The 16,672-nt window shown below is 38.5% G+C and carries 17 protein-coding genes and 1 tRNA gene; 16 read left to right on the top strand and 2 right to left on the bottom strand.

Going from position 1 to position 16,672, the window contains the following annotated elements; translation table 11 throughout:
* The 8 genes from trmL (at position 1) to VEHSUH06_RS08240 (ending at position 8,162) form a co-directional block, all read left to right on the top strand.
* Positions 1-486 (top strand): tRNA (uridine(34)/cytosine(34)/5-carboxymethylaminomethyluridine(34)-2'-O)-methyltransferase TrmL, encoded by a 486-nt coding sequence (trmL, locus tag VEHSUH06_RS08275; RefSeq protein WP_105098501.1) that lies wholly within the window; start codon positions 1-3, stop codon positions 484-486.
* A gap of 104 nt (positions 487-590) precedes the next feature.
* Positions 591-959: a YlbF family regulator gene (locus VEHSUH06_RS08270; RefSeq protein WP_009351130.1), complete on the top strand. Its 369-nt coding sequence runs from the start codon at positions 591-593 to the stop codon at positions 957-959.
* Positions 931-1,866 carry a UDP-N-acetylmuramate dehydrogenase gene (gene murB, locus VEHSUH06_RS08265; protein WP_105098500.1) on the top strand — a complete coding sequence of 312 codons (936 nt, stop codon included), beginning with the start codon at positions 931-933 and terminating at the stop codon, positions 1,864-1,866. Before VEHSUH06_RS08270 ends, murB begins: the two co-directional genes overlap by 29 nt.
* Before the next feature lie 293 nt (positions 1,867-2,159).
* Positions 2,160-3,971: a translational GTPase TypA gene (gene typA / locus VEHSUH06_RS08260; protein WP_105098499.1), complete on the top strand. Its 1,812-nt coding sequence runs from the start codon at positions 2,160-2,162 to the stop codon at positions 3,969-3,971.
* Between the two features lie 317 nt (positions 3,972-4,288).
* Positions 4,289-5,008 carry a DUF4198 domain-containing protein gene (locus VEHSUH06_RS08255; RefSeq protein WP_105098498.1) on the top strand — a complete coding sequence of 240 codons (720 nt, stop codon included), beginning with the start codon at positions 4,289-4,291 and terminating at the stop codon, positions 5,006-5,008.
* A 135-nt stretch (positions 5,009-5,143) separates the two neighbouring features.
* Entirely contained in the window at positions 5,144-7,390 is a 2,247-nt protein-coding gene (locus tag VEHSUH06_RS08250) for an autotransporter outer membrane beta-barrel domain-containing protein (RefSeq protein WP_105098497.1), read from the top strand.
* 67 nt (positions 7,391-7,457) lie between these two features.
* Positions 7,458-7,916: a low molecular weight protein-tyrosine-phosphatase gene (locus VEHSUH06_RS08245; protein WP_105098496.1), complete on the top strand. Its 459-nt coding sequence runs from the start codon at positions 7,458-7,460 to the stop codon at positions 7,914-7,916.
* Positions 7,917-8,087: 171 nt separating this feature from the next.
* Positions 8,088-8,162, top strand: a tRNA-Arg gene (locus VEHSUH06_RS08240).
* An 83-nt stretch (positions 8,163-8,245) separates the two neighbouring features.
* On the opposite strand, the gene VEHSUH06_RS08235 is transcribed toward VEHSUH06_RS08240, so the two are convergent.
* Complete coding sequence (locus tag VEHSUH06_RS08235; protein ID WP_105098495.1) at positions 8,246-8,665, bottom strand: hypothetical protein; 420 nt, start codon at positions 8,663-8,665, stop codon at positions 8,246-8,248.
* Positions 8,666-8,895: 230 nt separating this feature from the next.
* On the opposite strand from VEHSUH06_RS08235, the gene VEHSUH06_RS08230 reads away from it, so the two are divergent.
* The 3 genes from VEHSUH06_RS08230 to VEHSUH06_RS08220 all read left to right on the top strand — a co-directional run bounded on the left by VEHSUH06_RS08230 (position 8,896) and on the right by VEHSUH06_RS08220 (position 11,169).
* The gene (locus tag VEHSUH06_RS08230; protein WP_105098494.1) at positions 8,896-9,648 is read left to right on the top strand and encodes a LemA family protein; all 753 of its coding nucleotides are present in this window, start codon (positions 8,896-8,898) and stop codon (positions 9,646-9,648) included.
* A 366-nt stretch (positions 9,649-10,014) separates the two neighbouring features.
* Positions 10,015-10,830 carry a class I SAM-dependent methyltransferase gene (locus VEHSUH06_RS08225; protein ID WP_105098493.1) on the top strand — a complete coding sequence of 272 codons (816 nt, stop codon included), beginning with the start codon at positions 10,015-10,017 and terminating at the stop codon, positions 10,828-10,830.
* 9 nt (positions 10,831-10,839) lie between these two features.
* Positions 10,840-11,169 carry a nitrous oxide-stimulated promoter family protein gene (locus VEHSUH06_RS08220; RefSeq protein WP_054746914.1) on the top strand — a complete coding sequence of 110 codons (330 nt, stop codon included), beginning with the start codon at positions 10,840-10,842 and terminating at the stop codon, positions 11,167-11,169.
* 52 nt (positions 11,170-11,221) lie between these two features.
* On the opposite strand, the gene VEHSUH06_RS08215 is transcribed toward VEHSUH06_RS08220, so the two are convergent.
* Complete coding sequence (locus VEHSUH06_RS08215) at positions 11,222-11,500, bottom strand: hypothetical protein (RefSeq protein WP_009351220.1); 279 nt, start codon at positions 11,498-11,500, stop codon at positions 11,222-11,224.
* 192 nt (positions 11,501-11,692) lie between these two features.
* Here VEHSUH06_RS08215 and ilvB point away from each other — a divergent pair, with 192 nt between their 5' ends.
* From ilvB to VEHSUH06_RS08190, 5 genes are all read left to right on the top strand, one after another.
* Complete coding sequence (gene ilvB, locus VEHSUH06_RS08210; protein ID WP_105098492.1) at positions 11,693-13,420, top strand: biosynthetic-type acetolactate synthase large subunit; 1,728 nt, start codon at positions 11,693-11,695, stop codon at positions 13,418-13,420.
* 8 nt (positions 13,421-13,428) lie between these two features.
* Positions 13,429-13,941, top strand: coding sequence for an acetolactate synthase small subunit (gene ilvN / locus VEHSUH06_RS08205; protein WP_105098491.1), 513 nt, complete (start codon positions 13,429-13,431; stop codon positions 13,939-13,941).
* A gap of 164 nt (positions 13,942-14,105) precedes the next feature.
* Positions 14,106-14,693 (top strand): carbonic anhydrase, encoded by a 588-nt coding sequence (locus VEHSUH06_RS08200; protein WP_105098490.1) that lies wholly within the window; start codon positions 14,106-14,108, stop codon positions 14,691-14,693.
* A gap of 30 nt (positions 14,694-14,723) precedes the next feature.
* The gene (locus VEHSUH06_RS08195) at positions 14,724-15,188 is read left to right on the top strand and encodes a hypothetical protein (protein WP_105098489.1); all 465 of its coding nucleotides are present in this window, start codon (positions 14,724-14,726) and stop codon (positions 15,186-15,188) included.
* 95 nt (positions 15,189-15,283) lie between these two features.
* Complete coding sequence (locus tag VEHSUH06_RS08190; protein WP_105098488.1) at positions 15,284-16,606, top strand: metallophosphoesterase family protein; 1,323 nt, start codon at positions 15,284-15,286, stop codon at positions 16,604-16,606.
* Positions 16,607-16,672: the final 66 nt, after the last annotated feature.

Here is a 16,672-nt window from a genome sequence, read left to right as displayed (position 1 = left end):
ATGGAAATAGTACTTTATGAGCCAGAAATCCCTGGCAATACGGGAAATATAGCGCGTTTATGCGCCGCCAATCACATGACTTTGCACCTTATCAAACCGCTTGGCTTTTCCATCGATGATAAGCATGTAAAACGAGCTGGTCTTGACTACTGGCATTTAGTAGATGTGCAAGTGCATGAGAATATTCAAGAACTATATGAGAAATATCCAGATCGTAGATATTTCTATGCTACTACAAAGGCTAAGCATACACACTCTGAGGTCAACTATGAAATTGGGGATATGCTCGTATTTGGTCCTGAATCAAGAGGCTTGCCTGAAAGTCTTTTAGAAGGTAAAGAGGATACTTGTATTCGCATACCAATGGTGGATGAAGCGCGTTCTTTGAACCTGTCTAATGCAGTGGCTATCATTGCCTATGAAGGAATGCGCCAACTTGATTATCCAGATCTTAAAGCAGAAGGAAACTGGATTCAACCCAAATAATTATACTTTCACTATAAAGGGATATAGTATAAGTATGTGTTAAAGAACCTACCAAATCTCTATGACCGGTAGTGTTTCGTACGGTGTTGTTAGAGGAGGATATTATGAACTACGATAAAGCTCATGATTTAGCTCACGCTATGCGTGAATCCGAAGAGTACAAAGAGTTAATGGCTGCTCAAGAAGCAGTGAAGGCTGATGCAGTAGCAACGGCTTTGGTACGCACATTTATGGCGCAACAAATGCAATGGGAATACGCTAAGTTGTCCGGTGCTCCAGAAGCAGATGAATTGCAAAAGAAACAAGAGGAATTGATGCCTCAAATTCAAGAAAATGCTGCAGCGACTTCTTATTTGCAAGCGCAAATGCGTTGGAGCCAGATTTCTAATGATATCTATAAAATCATTAGCGAACCAATCACTGAGGGGATGAAAGTGTTAGATCATGGCGAACAACAACAACCAAAACATTAAGGCCTTAAAAGAAGCCTTATTAGAGAAATTACCTAGTACACGTGTACGAGAACAGGAGCTGCTTTGTCATCATACGACATTTAAAATTGGTGGTCCTGCTGATTTATTTATTGAACCTACGACAATGGATGAGTTGAGCTTTACGCTACGCACCATTCACGAATTACAAGTGCCTGTAACTATTATTGGTGGCGGCTCCAATATTTTAGTGAAAGACGGTGGTATCCGCGGTGCTGTCGTATCGGTTCGACATATGACACAAATCATAGATTGCAATGATAATGTATTATGCATTGGTTCTGGTTATATGTTAAAGGATGCTTCTGAATTTGCTTGGGAAAACGGACTATCTGGCCTTGAATTTGCCATTGGTATTCCAGGTACGCTCGGTGGTGCTGTATTTATGAATGCAGGTGCTTATGACGGGGAAATGAGCAATGTAGTCACTACAGTACGTGCCGTAGATTTCGAGGGCAATATTAAAGAATACGATGCATCTCACTTAGATTTTGGATATCGTCATAGCGTATTCCACGATAACCATGAGGTTATTGGGGAGGTTGTTATGACGTTACAACCTGGCGACAAGGATGCTATTAAGGCTCGCATGGATGAGCTCACAGAAAAACGCGAATCTAAACAACCTTTAGAGTATGCTAGTGCAGGTTCAACCTTTAAACGCCCACCAGGGTATTTTGCAGGTACTTTGATTGAACAAACAGGTCTTAAAGGGTTATCTGTTGGTGATGCACAAGTATCTCAAAAGCATGCTGGCTTTGTTATCAACACTGACAATGCTAAAGCTAAAGATGTGCTTGATCTGATCAAAGAAGTACAAAAACGCGTATATGACCAACATGGTGTACATCTAGAACCAGAAGTACGCATGATTGGGGAAGATAACTAAATAGTAATTAAAAGATTTCTTATGTGCCTTTGCTCTTAGCTGATTTGCAGCAAGGTATCATAAGGAATCTTTTTTGTTGTCATATCTTTATACAGCAAATTTAGTCTTAAGATGACTCAAAAGTATAATCAAATGTAGAAATTGCCATGATTGGAAATCCTGTACTTCTTTGACTTTTTTCTATAGACTGCGTTATAATTAACTGTTGCCAATTTTGGGAATATACCTACATAGCTACTTTTACAAGCGCTATGTGATATAGAATATACTAAAGGAATTAAAGGGAGGATCTTATGATTCGCGAAAATCTTCGAAATGTAGCGATTATCGCCCACGTTGACCATGGTAAAACTACTTTGGTGGACGCGTTATTAAAACAAAGCCATGTGTTCCGTGAAAACGAAAAGGTAGCAGAACGCGTAATGGACTCCAATGACTTGGAACGTGAACGCGGTATTACTATCTTGTCTAAAAATACTGCAGTTATGCATAATGGCATCAAAATCAACATCGTTGATACTCCAGGCCATGCTGACTTCGGTGGTGAAGTAGAACGTGTACTTAACATGGTTGACGGCGTATTGCTTCTCGTTGATGCTTACGAAGGTCCAATGCCTCAAACTAAATACGTTTTGCGTAAAGCATTAGAACAAAAATTAAAACCAATCGTAGTTATCAATAAAATCGACCGTCCAGACCAACGTGTTAAAGCGGTTGAAGACGAAGTTCTTGAATTGTTCATGGAACTTGAAGCTGATGATGATCAACTTGATTTCCCTGTAGTATACGCATCTGCTCGTTCTGGTGTTTCCAAAACTAATTGGGATGATGAAGCAGTAAACATGGAACCATTGTTCCAAACATTGATCGACGAAATTCCTGCACCACAAGGTGATTTGGAAGGGCCTCTTCAATTCATGATTACTACACTTGATTACGATAACTTCATCGGTAAAATCGCTGTAGGCCGTATCGTTCGCGGTAAAATGAAAACTAACCAACAAGTGGCTATCATGAATGGTGAAAGCACTCGTAAAGCGAAAATTGGTCGCGTATATACATATAATGGCTTGAACCGTGTTGAAACTGACGAAGCTGAAATGGGTGATATCATTGCATTCGCTGGTATTGACGATATCAATATCGGTGAAACAGTAGCAGATGCTGAAAATCCTGAAGCATTGCCATCCATCTCAATCGACGAACCAACATTGTCCATGGTATTCTCTGTAAACAACTCTCCATTCGCTGGCCGCGAAGGTGAATTCGTTACATCTCGTCACTTGCGTGATCGTTTGTTCCGCGAAGTAGAAACTAACGTTTCTATGAAAGTAGAAGAAACTGATTCTGCAGATGCTTTCAAAGTATCTGGCCGTGGCGAATTACACTTGGCTGTATTGATTGAAACTATGCGTCGTGAAGGCTACGAATTACAAGTAGGTAAACCTCGCGTAATCTTCAAAACTATTAACGACCAATTGTGTGAACCACTTGAAGCATTGACTATCGACGTACCTCAAGAATTTATGGGTACTGTAATGGAAAACCTTGGTCAACGTAAAGCTGAATTGACTAACATGGTTGAATTAGCTGGTTACCTTCGTATGGAATTCGTAGTTCCAGCACGTGGTTTGATCGGTTTCCGTGCACAATTCTTAACAGCTACAAAAGGTAATGGTATCATGAACCATGTATTCCATGGCTATGCACCATATAAAGGTGAAATTCCTTCCCGTACACGCGGTGCTTTGGTAGCATTCGAAAATGGCGAAACTACTCCATATGGTTTGAACTCTGTTCAAGACCGTGGTACATTGTTCATTGGCCCTAACCAAGACGTGTACGCAGGCCAAGTTATCGGTGAAAACACTCGTGAACTTGATATGGATGTTAACCCATGTAAGAAAAAACACGTTACTAACATGCGTTCTAGCTCCTCTGACGAAGCAGTTCGCTTGACACCACCTCGTATCTTCTCCTTGGAGCAAGCTCTTGAGTGGATTAACGATGACGAACTCGTTGAAGTAACACCAGAAAGCATTCGTATGCGTAAAACAATCCTTGATCGTAACGCTCGCGCGAAAGCTGCTAAAAACAAAAAATAATATCTATATAGATGTTGAACGACGCTCCTTATGGGGCGTCGTTTTTGTATTGTAACAGAATAAGAATGGCATTTCATACATGGTAGTAAACGATATATTTCATCGTTTAGCCTAATTCAAGATATTCTTATTTATTATATCTACATGAATAAATGATGATAATTTTATCATTAATGCTAGATTCGCATACAAATGGTTGTATATACTAACTCCGCATATTAACTAAGTTATAGGGGTATTGGTATATACGAAACGTACAGAACGCTGTATAATAATAACAAGTTTGTTGAAATAAATTATTGATTATGGAGGTTCTTATGAATAAGAAAATCTTAGCTTCTTTGTTCGCAGTAGGTTTAGCAGCAGGTTGTGTGTGCTCTTCCGTTGATGCTCATGGCGTATTCTTTGCTAACCGTCTAGATGAAAAAGTATTAGTTCTAGGCGAAGGTCCTTTGGATAACGCTTACAAACCTGAAATGGTAACAGGTCTTGTAGGCTATGACAACAATGGTGCAGTAATCCCTGTAGAAGTTGTTAAACATGAAAAAAATATTGCTGTCGTGCCAACAGATAAATTAGGCGTAACAGCAACTAATTTCGACTATGGCTATTGGACAAAAGACAAGGATGGCAAAACTGTTCATAAACCAATCACAGAAGTTCCTGGTGCACAAAAAAGTACACATGCTATCAAATATGACGTTCACTACTGGAATGCAGAAGCAAAACCTTTAGACAATAAAGACGCTTTCATTCAAATCATTCCATCCGTTAACCCATTGACACTTAAAAAAGGTGATACCTATGAAATTCAAGTCTTGAAAGAAGGCAAACCATATGCAAATGCACCTCTTATCAAAGACGTAATCAATGATCTTACTAGCGAAAGCCAAGCTGATGCAAACGGTAAAGCAACTGTTACAGTAAGTGCTAATGGTCTTAACGTAGTAGGTGTTGAAGTTGGCTTCCCAACTCAAATCAAAGGTGAGCAAAACAAATACTTCAGCGCATTGTCCTTCATTATCAATCCTGAATAATTAAGTTTTATTTTACCGAGTGTGTGGATATACAAGACCTCCTAAGTTGGACTTAGGGGGTCTTTTTATATTTTGGTGTCTATGTTGTTCTGTGAGGGTACCAACCTACAAGGTAGGGAAAAAGGAGAGATACTTATGAAATTACAACGTCATGTGTCGGCTGTGATGGCTGCGTTAGTGTTAACTGGTATGTCTTATTCTGCAATGGCTACAGAATTTAATGCTACCAGCGATAAAGCAGAGCAATTGCTAGGCTTAACAATGGGGTCACCAGTACAAACGCAACCTGAGGTTAAACACATAGAGGATACATTAACCGTTAATGTACATGGTAAAAGTTTAACAGAGGCCGGTAAAAGTAAGAATGTTACAGGTATTTATAATGGCTTTGGTTCGCAACTAACGGTAGACAAAGATCTTATTGTACGATTAAAGAATGATGCACCAGCATCAAAGCGAGAATTAGGTCATTATTATATGAGTGCAGTCTATGCTGGTTATGGCGGCAAGGTACCACGTCTAAGTAAAGATAACCCTGATCGAGACTATGGTGATACTAATATTCATGTGAAAGGTAATGTGGATATTGATGCTATCGGTGTAGGTTTACAAGCTAATCAGCGCGGTCATATTATTGTTGATGGTGGTGGTCGTATCATTACCCATCCATTAGAAACATCTGATACGTACTCCGTAGTAGCTGAAGAGGGCGATGTCTATGTAAATGCAGGCTCTGATGGTAAACATCCAGGTACCAAAGACTTGGTTGCTGTTGGTAATGTAGGCTTAATCGATAAGGATTATGGTCGCGATCCAAACCATAATGAAGAACCGACGAATGTAGGTTTAGCTTTCACAACACCAAACTCTAGCCTCACAGGTGCTGTATTAAATGAATATGCTGAAAGCAATAAAAACCCTCATAATTCTGGTGCAGATATATATCTACAAAATGGTGCCACTTGGAATAATGAGTGGATTGGTATGGAGCGCCCTACACCTAAAAAAGAACGTCCATCAGGGGATAATGCAGCGTACCTATACAAGGGCAGTAAGGTTCGCAATCTTGTAGGTGGTGTTAACCCAACCGCAGCAGGTAACATTCATCCTATCGATGCGCGGCCTATAACAATTCAGAACTATAGCGGTTATGTGAATGCCATTTATAAATCTGGTGTACCGGCTAGTGATACAGGAAAAGGGCAAATCATCGTTGAACATGCGGCGGATAATAGCCATATTACAATGCAAGGCGACCATTCCGGTAATACCATCGACGATGCAAGCTACAAAAAGGATATCCAAGCATTAGCTGAGAAATTACAATACACAGGCAATGATAAGAAGCTTAGCACAACAGTTCTAATCAATGAAGGCGTTACTACACCTAGCGCTGTTGCAGACCTAGGAGCAGATCATTTTGATTCTCAAGGTCATCTCGTTGTAGATGATACAACAAAAGTTGTTCGTGCTAGCGAATCATCACTCGTAAGTGGCACGAAATCTGCCCTTACTTCTACAGTTATGGCGTGGAAAAATAATACTAATGATTTACAACGTCGTTTAGGTGACCTTCGTTTAGCTAATACAGATAAAGGAATATGGGCTAAATATATAGGTGGTAAATCTAAGATTACAGATGGTGCTGATGCACATATGACATATAATGGTGTACAAGTAGGTTACGACCATAAAGCCTCCAATGGTTGGATTTTTGGTGGGGCTATTGATTACAGCACATCTAGTAATTCATATGCCAACGGCAGTGGCGATGGTAAGTTAGGTGGTGTTGCCTTATATGGTACAAAACAACACGATGATGGTCGTTATCTAGATATTATCGCTCGTGGTAATAGATTATCCAACGACTATAGCCTTAACTCTATGAGCAGCCAACGTTTGAATGGTAACTACCATACATTTGGTACATCCTTGAGTGCTGAATATGGTAAGCGTATTAAGAAACAAAATGGCTTCTACATAGATCCTAGTGTAGAATTTATCTTAGGTCGTTTAAAAGGTGTATCCTATGATGCGTCTATTGTTGGCGGTGGCTCCATGCATGTTAAATCTGATGCTGTGAACTCTGCTGTAGGTAGACTCGGCATTGGCATTGGTAAAGAAACAGAAAAATCCAATATCTTTGCTAAATTAGCACTAGCTCATGAATTCTCTGGTAAATTGAACACTACATACTCTGCACCAGGTAATCCAACAGTACAAACTACAGTTGACTTGAAGGATACTTGGCTTGATGCGGAAATCGGTGGCTCTTGGAGCATTCGTCCTAGTACATATCTATATGGTACATTCACTAAAAACTTTGGTGCTACCATAGATAATACATGGCGTATCGATGCAGGGGTACGACATAACTTCTAATTAAATATTGCACTAATAGTCCTTATAGCGTATGCTGTAAGGACTATTAGTATTTAAGGAGTGTATTATGACCAAAATTTTATTCATCTGTCACGGTAACATCTGCCGTTCTACGATGGCAGAGTTTTATATGAAGCATATCGTTAATGAGGCTGGATTAAGCGATTCTATTTGTGTTGAATCTGCTGCCACATCTCGTGAGGAGATAGGCAACGATACTCATTATGGGACTAAGCAAAAGCTAGATGAAATGGGTATTCCTTATACTCGTCGTAAGGCTCGCCAAGTGACGATAGATGACTATCAAAACTTTGATTACCTCGTTATTATGGATGAAAATAATGCACGTAATTTAAAACGTATCATTGGAGATGATCTAGACTCCAAGGTATACAAGGCTATGTCTTTTGTTGGTGACAGCCGTGATGTAATGGATCCTTGGTATACGGGAAACTTTGATGAAACCTATAACGATGTAAGTTGTAGTTGTGATGCTCTATTAGAGTTGATAAAAGAAAAAATATAAATACAGAGACCTTATTATTAGATAGAATAGTACTAATTATTAAGTTTAGCTTAGTTATTACGAAATCGAAATATCAAGAATAATAAGGTCTTTTCTATATGTAGACTAAGTCCCTTTATACTTTATACTACCGAACCATAGCGTTATATGGTATAATTTTTAGGTATTCATGCGCCTATAGCTCAGGGGATAGAGCGCCGGTCTCCGGAACCGGGTGCGCAGGTTCGATTCCTGCTAGGCGCACCAAATAAAAGGCTTCTCGAAATTTCGAGAAGCCTTTTTATGTGTCTTTATTCTTTAGGTTGATGTATAGTTAAGAAAATTATATGTTAGCATCTATATTTAGTACAACGAACTCCTCGTACTTGAAATTCATTCATCAGTAAGTCTATTGATTTATCAATGATTTCTTCATTAGTTATATATACCATCTTTTTGTAATAGACAGTACCATCAAATTCTATCCAACGGCTTGTTTTACCATTTAGTTTGCAAATTTGCATTCTGCCGGCCCAGCTGCCCATGCTACGGAATTTTTTACCTTTAGAAAAACGTACCTCACGAATATCGCTTAATTTAAATGTTCTTCTTACTAAGCCAATGCCTATAGAGACTTGATCATCCTTAAAGTAAAGAAGTTTATAACGTTCTTCAGGAGGCATAGATCTAATTATAGATAAGTTATAAGTAGCAAAAACTACAGCAATAGCGATTAATAGAAACATAAGGATTATCATATATTTTCCCATACTTTCAAAGCCTCCTTTTCTTTATTATAATAAATATAAATAATATATGAAACAACTATATTAACTCTAGTAATAGGAGAGAAACGAATGGAAATACATGCACGAACTACTAAATGGAGTATTCTATAATTTATGCTTCATGAATGAAATTTCATATTTCTTATATATTCGGTATGATATAATATTCTCAAATTTGCATTGTTATTTGTAATAGAAATGGAGAGGGTTCTATGCTTTCAACACTTATATTTTTCTTAATTGTATTCTTGATTTACTTCTTTATTAAGCAATACAATTTATTGCAAAATTTGACTGTAGAGATAAAAGAAGCACGTGCTAATATTATCGTTGCTTACGAGAAAAAGGTTGCTATCGTAAACCAATTTACAGGTCTTGTAAATGAGTATGGTGATTATGAAAAACTAATCCAGTTGAAAGTATCTGATAACTTTGTAGAAATGGCTCGTGAAACATCTAAGGCGGTACAAAATATTACAGCCTTAGCAAATCAATTCCCTGATTTGAAAGCCAATACTCAATATGGTAAATTCTTAGAAGCTATTAGCGAAAACGAAACATTTATTTCTAATAAACGTGAAATCTACAACTATGCAGTTAAGCAATACAACAGTGCTATTGCGCAAATTCCAATGGTATTTGTAGCATCCTTATTAGGTTTTAAACAAGCTCCGTTCTTTGATCCAAATAATGAAGGTGCGTTGGCTGAGTTCAGTGGTGCCGATCCAGAAGCGATTAAAGAGCTTGCATTGAAAGGTCGCGATAAATTAAAAGAAACTACTGATAAAGTTAGTGAGTCCTTTGAAAAGAGAGAACAAGAGGCACAAGCTAAGCGAGAAGAACGTATCAGACAAGAGCGTGAAGCTGCTAATAATGAGAGTGTAACGACTGAAGAGAAAACTGAAACAGAAGCTTCTAAAACTGAAGAGGCGCCTGCTCCGGTAGAGAAACAAGAAGAGAAATAATCATATACTCAATTGATGTATATGAGCAGATAGTATAAACCTATCTGCAAAATGAGAGATAAAAGACTCCACTCATTAGAGTGGAGTCTTTTGTTTTTGTAAAAAGCACATTAAATAGTCTTTATGTGAAAATACATATTTAATAATATTGAAATAGCATAATAAATGTGACTTGAGTAACACATTTTATTTTGAGAATGATGTACAATAAAAATAGCTATATGAAAATCTGAACCTCCTAGACGGAACACTAGGCATATAGGGGAGAGTTAAATTACATTGTAAATTTAACTGAGTGAAAACTACTTATAACTTATATATCTATAGCTTGTACATATTTGTATGTAGCTAATTAGAGGGGATATTATGACAAATACAATACAAGAGCTTACGGTCAACGAAGCTTGGCGCGATGAGCAAGATGCGTGGAATCACCGTTCCGAATATTTTGTGGAAATGCACAATCGAGAGGATCGAAAAGCACAAGTAACTGAATTTTTAGCATTTTTAAAGGATGAAAATCTATTACCCGCAGCTGGTGGACGCACTTTAGACATAGGCTGTGGCGTTTGCGATTATGCCCTAGGATTAGCACGTGAAGGGTATAAGGCAACAGGTATCGATTTATCTGACGGTATGATTCGAGGTGCTAAACAATTGGCAGAGGCAGAAGGTCTTGATTTGAGTTTATATATCGCACCTTGGTCTGATGAAACACGTCGAGAACTCAGTTGGGATAAGAGTTTCGACTTGGCGTATAGCATTTTCTGTCCCATCATGTTTGATGTAGAAAATATTCGTGCCATGCACGAAGCAAGTCATGATAAATGCTTGTGGATTGCTTTCAGCGAGCGCAGTGATGAAATGGTAGATATGTTATCTGAACATTTCTTTGGTCGCGACTCATTCCCTTGGGATGGAAAGATGAAAGAGTGCTTAGAGGCTATCCATGAAATAGGGCATAATGTGAAAGTAATTTATAAAACGGTTCCTGAAACAGAGGTTATGTCTCTTGAGAAGGCTGTTAATTACTTTACTATGCGCCTTCATAATAACGGCTGGGGCGCAATAGATGATATGAAAGAAGAGATTAGAAATCTCATTGAACCACTAGCTATCAATGGTGAAATTCATAATAAGACCGTTGATAAGGTCGCTTGGGTTTCTTGGTCTGTGAAATAGGAGATTAACGTGACAGTTGATGAAAAACGTAAGTTAGAACTAAAAACTATGTACCAAATTATTGGCATCTATTGTCGTGATAAACACCACACGCCTAAAGGTGAACTATGTGAGGAGTGCCAAGACGTTTGGCATTATGCAGAGCATCGTATTGATGTATGTCCACATATGGAAAGTAAAACCTTTTGCAGCGTATGTAAAACACATTGCTATGGACCAACATATCGTGAAAAGATACGTGAAATCATGCGATATGGTGGGCCTAGAATGTTATTTGTATCACCGATCCAAGTAATTAAACATATGTATCTTGAATGGAAAGACAAAAAAAGAGGCTAGCATTGCTAGCCTCTTTCTTAATGGATTTATCACATTTTTATGTAATACTAGATTACGCGATTGCTTTGTCCAATACAGCTTTGATTAAAGCTTTTGTTTGTTCATAGCTTTCACCAGGTTGAGCCTCGTATTGTTTGTCGAGGTCAAACCACAAGTTTGGATAGTATTCATATGGATGAGTTTTGAAGAGCTCGTGAGCATCTTGATCTTCAACCCAGTTAATATGAATATCTGCGTATGCAGGGTTTTCTGCAACGAGTTCATCGATAGCGCGGAATGCGTTTGCGCAGTAAGGGCAACCGATTAAGTGGAAACCTAAGATTTCTTTCATGTTACACAGTCCTTTCCAGATGGAATCAACACATACTTATATAATTTGAGATTTTATACATACTCATGTACCACAACATATGGTACTATATTGAGTATAACACATCTATATAAGATATTCAATTTTTTAGATATATCTAATGAGAATATTGAGAATGCAATATGCATGTATTACATAGATAAGGAGACACCTATGATTTCAGGCGCGCAGTATTTGGTAAAAGCCCTTCAAGAGGAGCAGGTAGAAATCTTATTTAACTATCCTGGGGCAGCTACCATTGATATTATGGATGAATTATATAAACAAGATCAGGTAAAGGTTATTTTGCCTCGTCACGAGCAAGCCTTAGCTCATGCTGCTGATGGGTATGCTCGTAGCACGGGTAAGGTAGGGGTTTGTATGGTAACCTCTGGACCAGGTGCTACCAATCTTGTAACAGGTATTGCTACTGCTTATGCAGATAGTGTGCCTCTCGTTTGTATTACTGGCCAAGTAGACTTAGGCCTTATGGGCAATGATGCCTTCCAAGAGGTGGATACAGTTGGTATCGTCCGTAATATTTGTAAATATGCTGTCACTGTGCGTGATCGTAAAGACTTAGGGCGCATTTTGAAAGAAGCTTTCTACATTGCCCGTACCGGTCGTCCAGGCCCTGTAGTTGTAGATATTCCTAAAAATATTCAAAAGGCGATGGGATCTGATGAATATCCTACAGAGGTTAATATTCGCGGTTATAAACCGAATATGGCTGTTCACGTAGGGCAAGTTAAAAAGGCTTGCTCTATCATTTCTAAGGCTAAGCGACCACTGTTCCTATTAGGTGGTGGCGTCAGCATTAGTGGGGCCAACCAGCTTATGATGGATTTAATTGAAAAAACAGGTATTCCAGTTGTAACGACCTTGATGGGGAAAGGGGCCGTAGATACACGTCATCCTCTATACCTAGGCAATGTAGGGATTCACGGTGGCTATGCACCAAATGTGGCACTCACAGATTGTGATGTAATGATTTCTATTGGCACTCGCTTCAATGACCGCATTACGGGTAAATTAAGTACCTTTGCACAACATTGTAAGATTATTCATATCGATGTAGATGCAGCATCTATCTCTAAAAATATTAAAGTAGATATTCCAATCGTAGCCGATGCTAAATTGGCTATTGAAAAACTCTTAGAGTATATTGAGCCTCATGATCTTGGTGATTGGCCTGAACAACTGCAACAGCTTAAAGCAGAACGTCCTGTAACGCAAGCTGATGAAGAAGGTTTAACACCTCAAACAGTCATTGACTACATCAATAATCACTATGATCGCCCAATTGTTACTACCGACGTAGGTCAAAACCAACTATGGACTACTCAGTTCTTAGAGGTACAAGGACAACACCAAATGCTGACTTCTGGAGGTCTTGGTACTATGGGCTATGGCTTCCCTGCAGCACTAGGTGCTCAAATGGGGAATCCAGATAAGCGCGTATTTGCCATCTGTGGTGATGGTGGGGTGCAAATGAACATCCAAGAGTTTGCTACCGCTATGCACTATCGTTTACCTGTGACGCTAATTGTTTTAAACAATGGGTTCCTCGGTAATGTTCGTCAATGGCAACAATTGTTCTACGATAAACGGTACGCTTGTACGAATTTGATGATGGATGAAAGCTCCATTGTTACACGAGATATCATTGATAATGATGAGTTTGAATATGTGCCAGACTTCGTGAAATTGGCAGAGGCTTATGGTGCTAAGGCAATGCGCATTACTAAAGTTGAGGATATTGAAAAAGGGTTCCAATTGGCGGATACTTTCAAAAATGGCCCGACTTTACTTGAGTTCATCATTCCTACAGAGCTCAACGTATTGCCAATGGTACCAGCAGGTAAATCTTTAAGTGATATGTTATTAAAGGATAAAAAATAGGAGGGGCTATGGAAGTACATATGAAAAAGCGCTGCATTTCAGCGTATGTAGAAAACCAAATCGGTGTATTGGCTAAAATTTCAGGTCTCTTTGCTGGTAAAAACTATAATTTAGATACATTGACGGTAGGGGAAACAGAAGATCCTACTATGTCGCGTATGACGATTGACCTTACTTGTGATGATTTGACGTATGAACAAATTATTAAACAATTGAACCGCAGTGTAGAGGTAATTAAGGTTATCGACTTTACGGATATGCCGATTACGAAAAAAGAGTTATTATTTATCAAAGTTAATAGCTGTAAGGAAGCGGATAAACAAGAAATCTTCCGTATTGCTCAAACCTTTGATCTCTTAGTGGTGGACTATAACCGTAAGTCTGTACTGATACAATGTGTAAAGACCGTATCTAAAAATAATGACATGATTGCCTTATTTAAAGATATGTTCGTGAATCGCATTGAAGTTGTACGCGGTGGTAGCGTGGCAATCGAAGCATTATCTACACCTGATAAATAAGAGATGTTTTAACTCTAACCTAAGTCTATTCATAATGTATCTGCATTAAAGAAATGGTAATAGTTTAGAGTGTGTACAACTGGATATGATATAATATTTATATCGACCATTATTGATATGAAGACCTTGGTTGCATGCCGAGGTCTTTTTATATAGGAGGTACTATGAGTTTATTAGATGATATTTTAGCCCATAATAGAGAATATGTAGAAGATCAAAATACCGGTTACGTTGACACTGACACTAAATGTAGTAAAATGCCAAGCCGCGAAATGGCTATCGTTACATGTATGGATACGCGCCTCGTAAACTTTTTAGAGGACTCCATGGATATTGGCCGCGGTGAAGCGAAGATTGTTAAAACTGCAGGTAACTGTATTACAGGGCCTTTTGACGGTATTGTGCGTAGCTTGCTGGTATGTATTTTTGAGCTAGGTGTAAATGAAATCTTTATCATTGGTCACCATGAATGTGGTATGGCTAAAACGACAGCTGAAAGCTTATCTAAAAAAATGTTAGCTCGCGGCATTGCACCTGAAGCGATTCACATGGTGAGAAAAGAAATGGAACGCTGGGCAGATGGCTTTACACATCCTGCAGAAAATGTAGAAGAAACAGTAGACGAATTGCGTATGAACCCTTTAATTCCTAAAGACGTTCCTATTCACGGTCTCATCTTCCACCCTAGAACTGGTGAAATAGAAGTCATCGTTAATGGCTATACACAAATGAAACAATATTACGAAAAATAATAGATAAATTTTTGATAGAGGTATTGTGAATTGAGCAATGTAGATAGATTAGATACCTTCGAGGTAGCGTGTAAACATTTTCTTGGGGACTTTTCAAATTTTAAAAATCTCATTTCCACTCAAGTTCAATCGTTAGATGGTCTAGAATGGTCTTTTGATAAAGGTTCTACTAAGGTTTGTAGTGCTGACGAAAAAGGCTTAAAAAAACGCTGTAAGGTTGGTATAACATATAATCTACAGGTTAAACTATCTCCACATGACGCGGAGATTATTTGGGAAGGGTTTAGCCAATTTTTTGGTAATACGAGTCTATACAACATTGAAAGAGTGTCGTCCAATGAGGAACTAGGACGTTATGAGTTTATAGCTAATAACTCGTTTGGTGATGAAATTATCTGTGGAATTTACTTACCGAATGAATGGAATAGGCCACAAATAAATATATTAGGTTTTGTTTCCTCTAGATACAGAAAAGTAGACTACGAAGAATCATAAAGATTATAAATTTAATTAACTTAAAGTTAAGTGTAAGTTTTATAATGTGTTCATATTAAGTATTAGTAAAACAATTTAGTTAATAAAGGAATTATATGAACAAAAAAAGATTAATTATTTCCTTTCTAGCCATTGTTGCCGTAGTTGGTGCTACTGTAGGTAGCTATGTATATAGGGATACTATACAGAGTCGAATTGCTCGGACTGCAGCTGTTGTGAGTGGTCAAGAGATAAAGCCACTTCTTGATTCTGAAAGCCGTTATATTCGGCAAATTGTGGCTCAAGATAATAGCACAAGCCGTACCATAATGTGGCAATCAGATAGTAGCGAAGCTGATGCGGTAATAGAGTATCGTCTGGCAGGGGCTGAACATGCTCAAACGATAGGCGCTACAGACAAAGCTTTTACCGATGATGGTAGCACTACCTATATTCATGAGGCTACATTGACAGGGCTAACGCCTAATACTAAATATGAATATCGCGTTGGTTACGGCGCAGATCGTCGCAGTGATTGGTACAGTCTGGAGACGGCTGGTGCTAGTGTATATGATGTGCTCATCTATCCAGACTCTCAGTCGGGGGATTATTCTCAGTGGGAAGAGATTGTAAAGAGCTCAGCACTACGCAACCCTAGGACCGCTCTGTATATTAGCATGGGTGATCTCGTAGATAATGGGGAGCAAGCTTATCAATGGCGCACATGGCTTAACTCTATTAAACCGTTAAGTGCCAATGTGCCATTAGCAACGACTTTAGGCAATCATGAGATGTATACATTAGATTGGAAAATGCGTGAGCCTTATGCATATTTGAATTACTTCGGAGTACCACCTAATGGTAATGAAACATTCAATCGTCGGTACTATTCTTACGATTTTGGCGATGTACATTACGTTGTATTAGACACGATGTTATATGAAAGTAATCATGAGGACAATCATGATACGCATCATCCTGATTTATATGATGTACAGGTTCAATGGTTGCGCCAAGATTTAGCGTCTAATATGAAAAAATGGACTGTCGTTCTTATGCATAGGGATCCATTCCAATACGCCTTTGACCGACCAGGCGCAAGTCGTGATGTAGGATTCAACGAAGAAGGCGTATTGTTTATGCCTATCTTTGATGAGTTTAATGTAGATTTAGTGTTGTCAGCTCATTTACATTCTTATCGTAATAGAGGGCATGTACGCAACTTTAATCGAGATGCTTCGGGGCCCTTATATATCCTGACTGGTATCGCTGGAGATGCTCGTCGCCCTAAGTGGAAAGAACATCCATTAGATGTATATGTAGCGCCAGATCGTGATAAGAATAACTATATGACTATGACTGTTACACCAAATAAATTGATTGTAAAAGCATTCTTGCTTGATGGTACACAGCTCGATGAATCAGTCATTGCAAAATAAGATTTTAAGAATACATAAAACAATATAGCGGAAAGACACCTTTTTTGAAAGGTGTCTTTTTGTTTT

It is taken from the genome of Veillonella sp. S13053-19 (assembly GCF_002959835.1).
GTDB classification, from domain to species: Bacteria; Bacillota; Negativicutes; order Veillonellales; family Veillonellaceae; genus Veillonella; species Veillonella rogosae.
The sequence above is the reverse complement of the archived record's forward strand: the minus strand, read 5'-3'. Positions and strand labels throughout refer to the sequence as shown.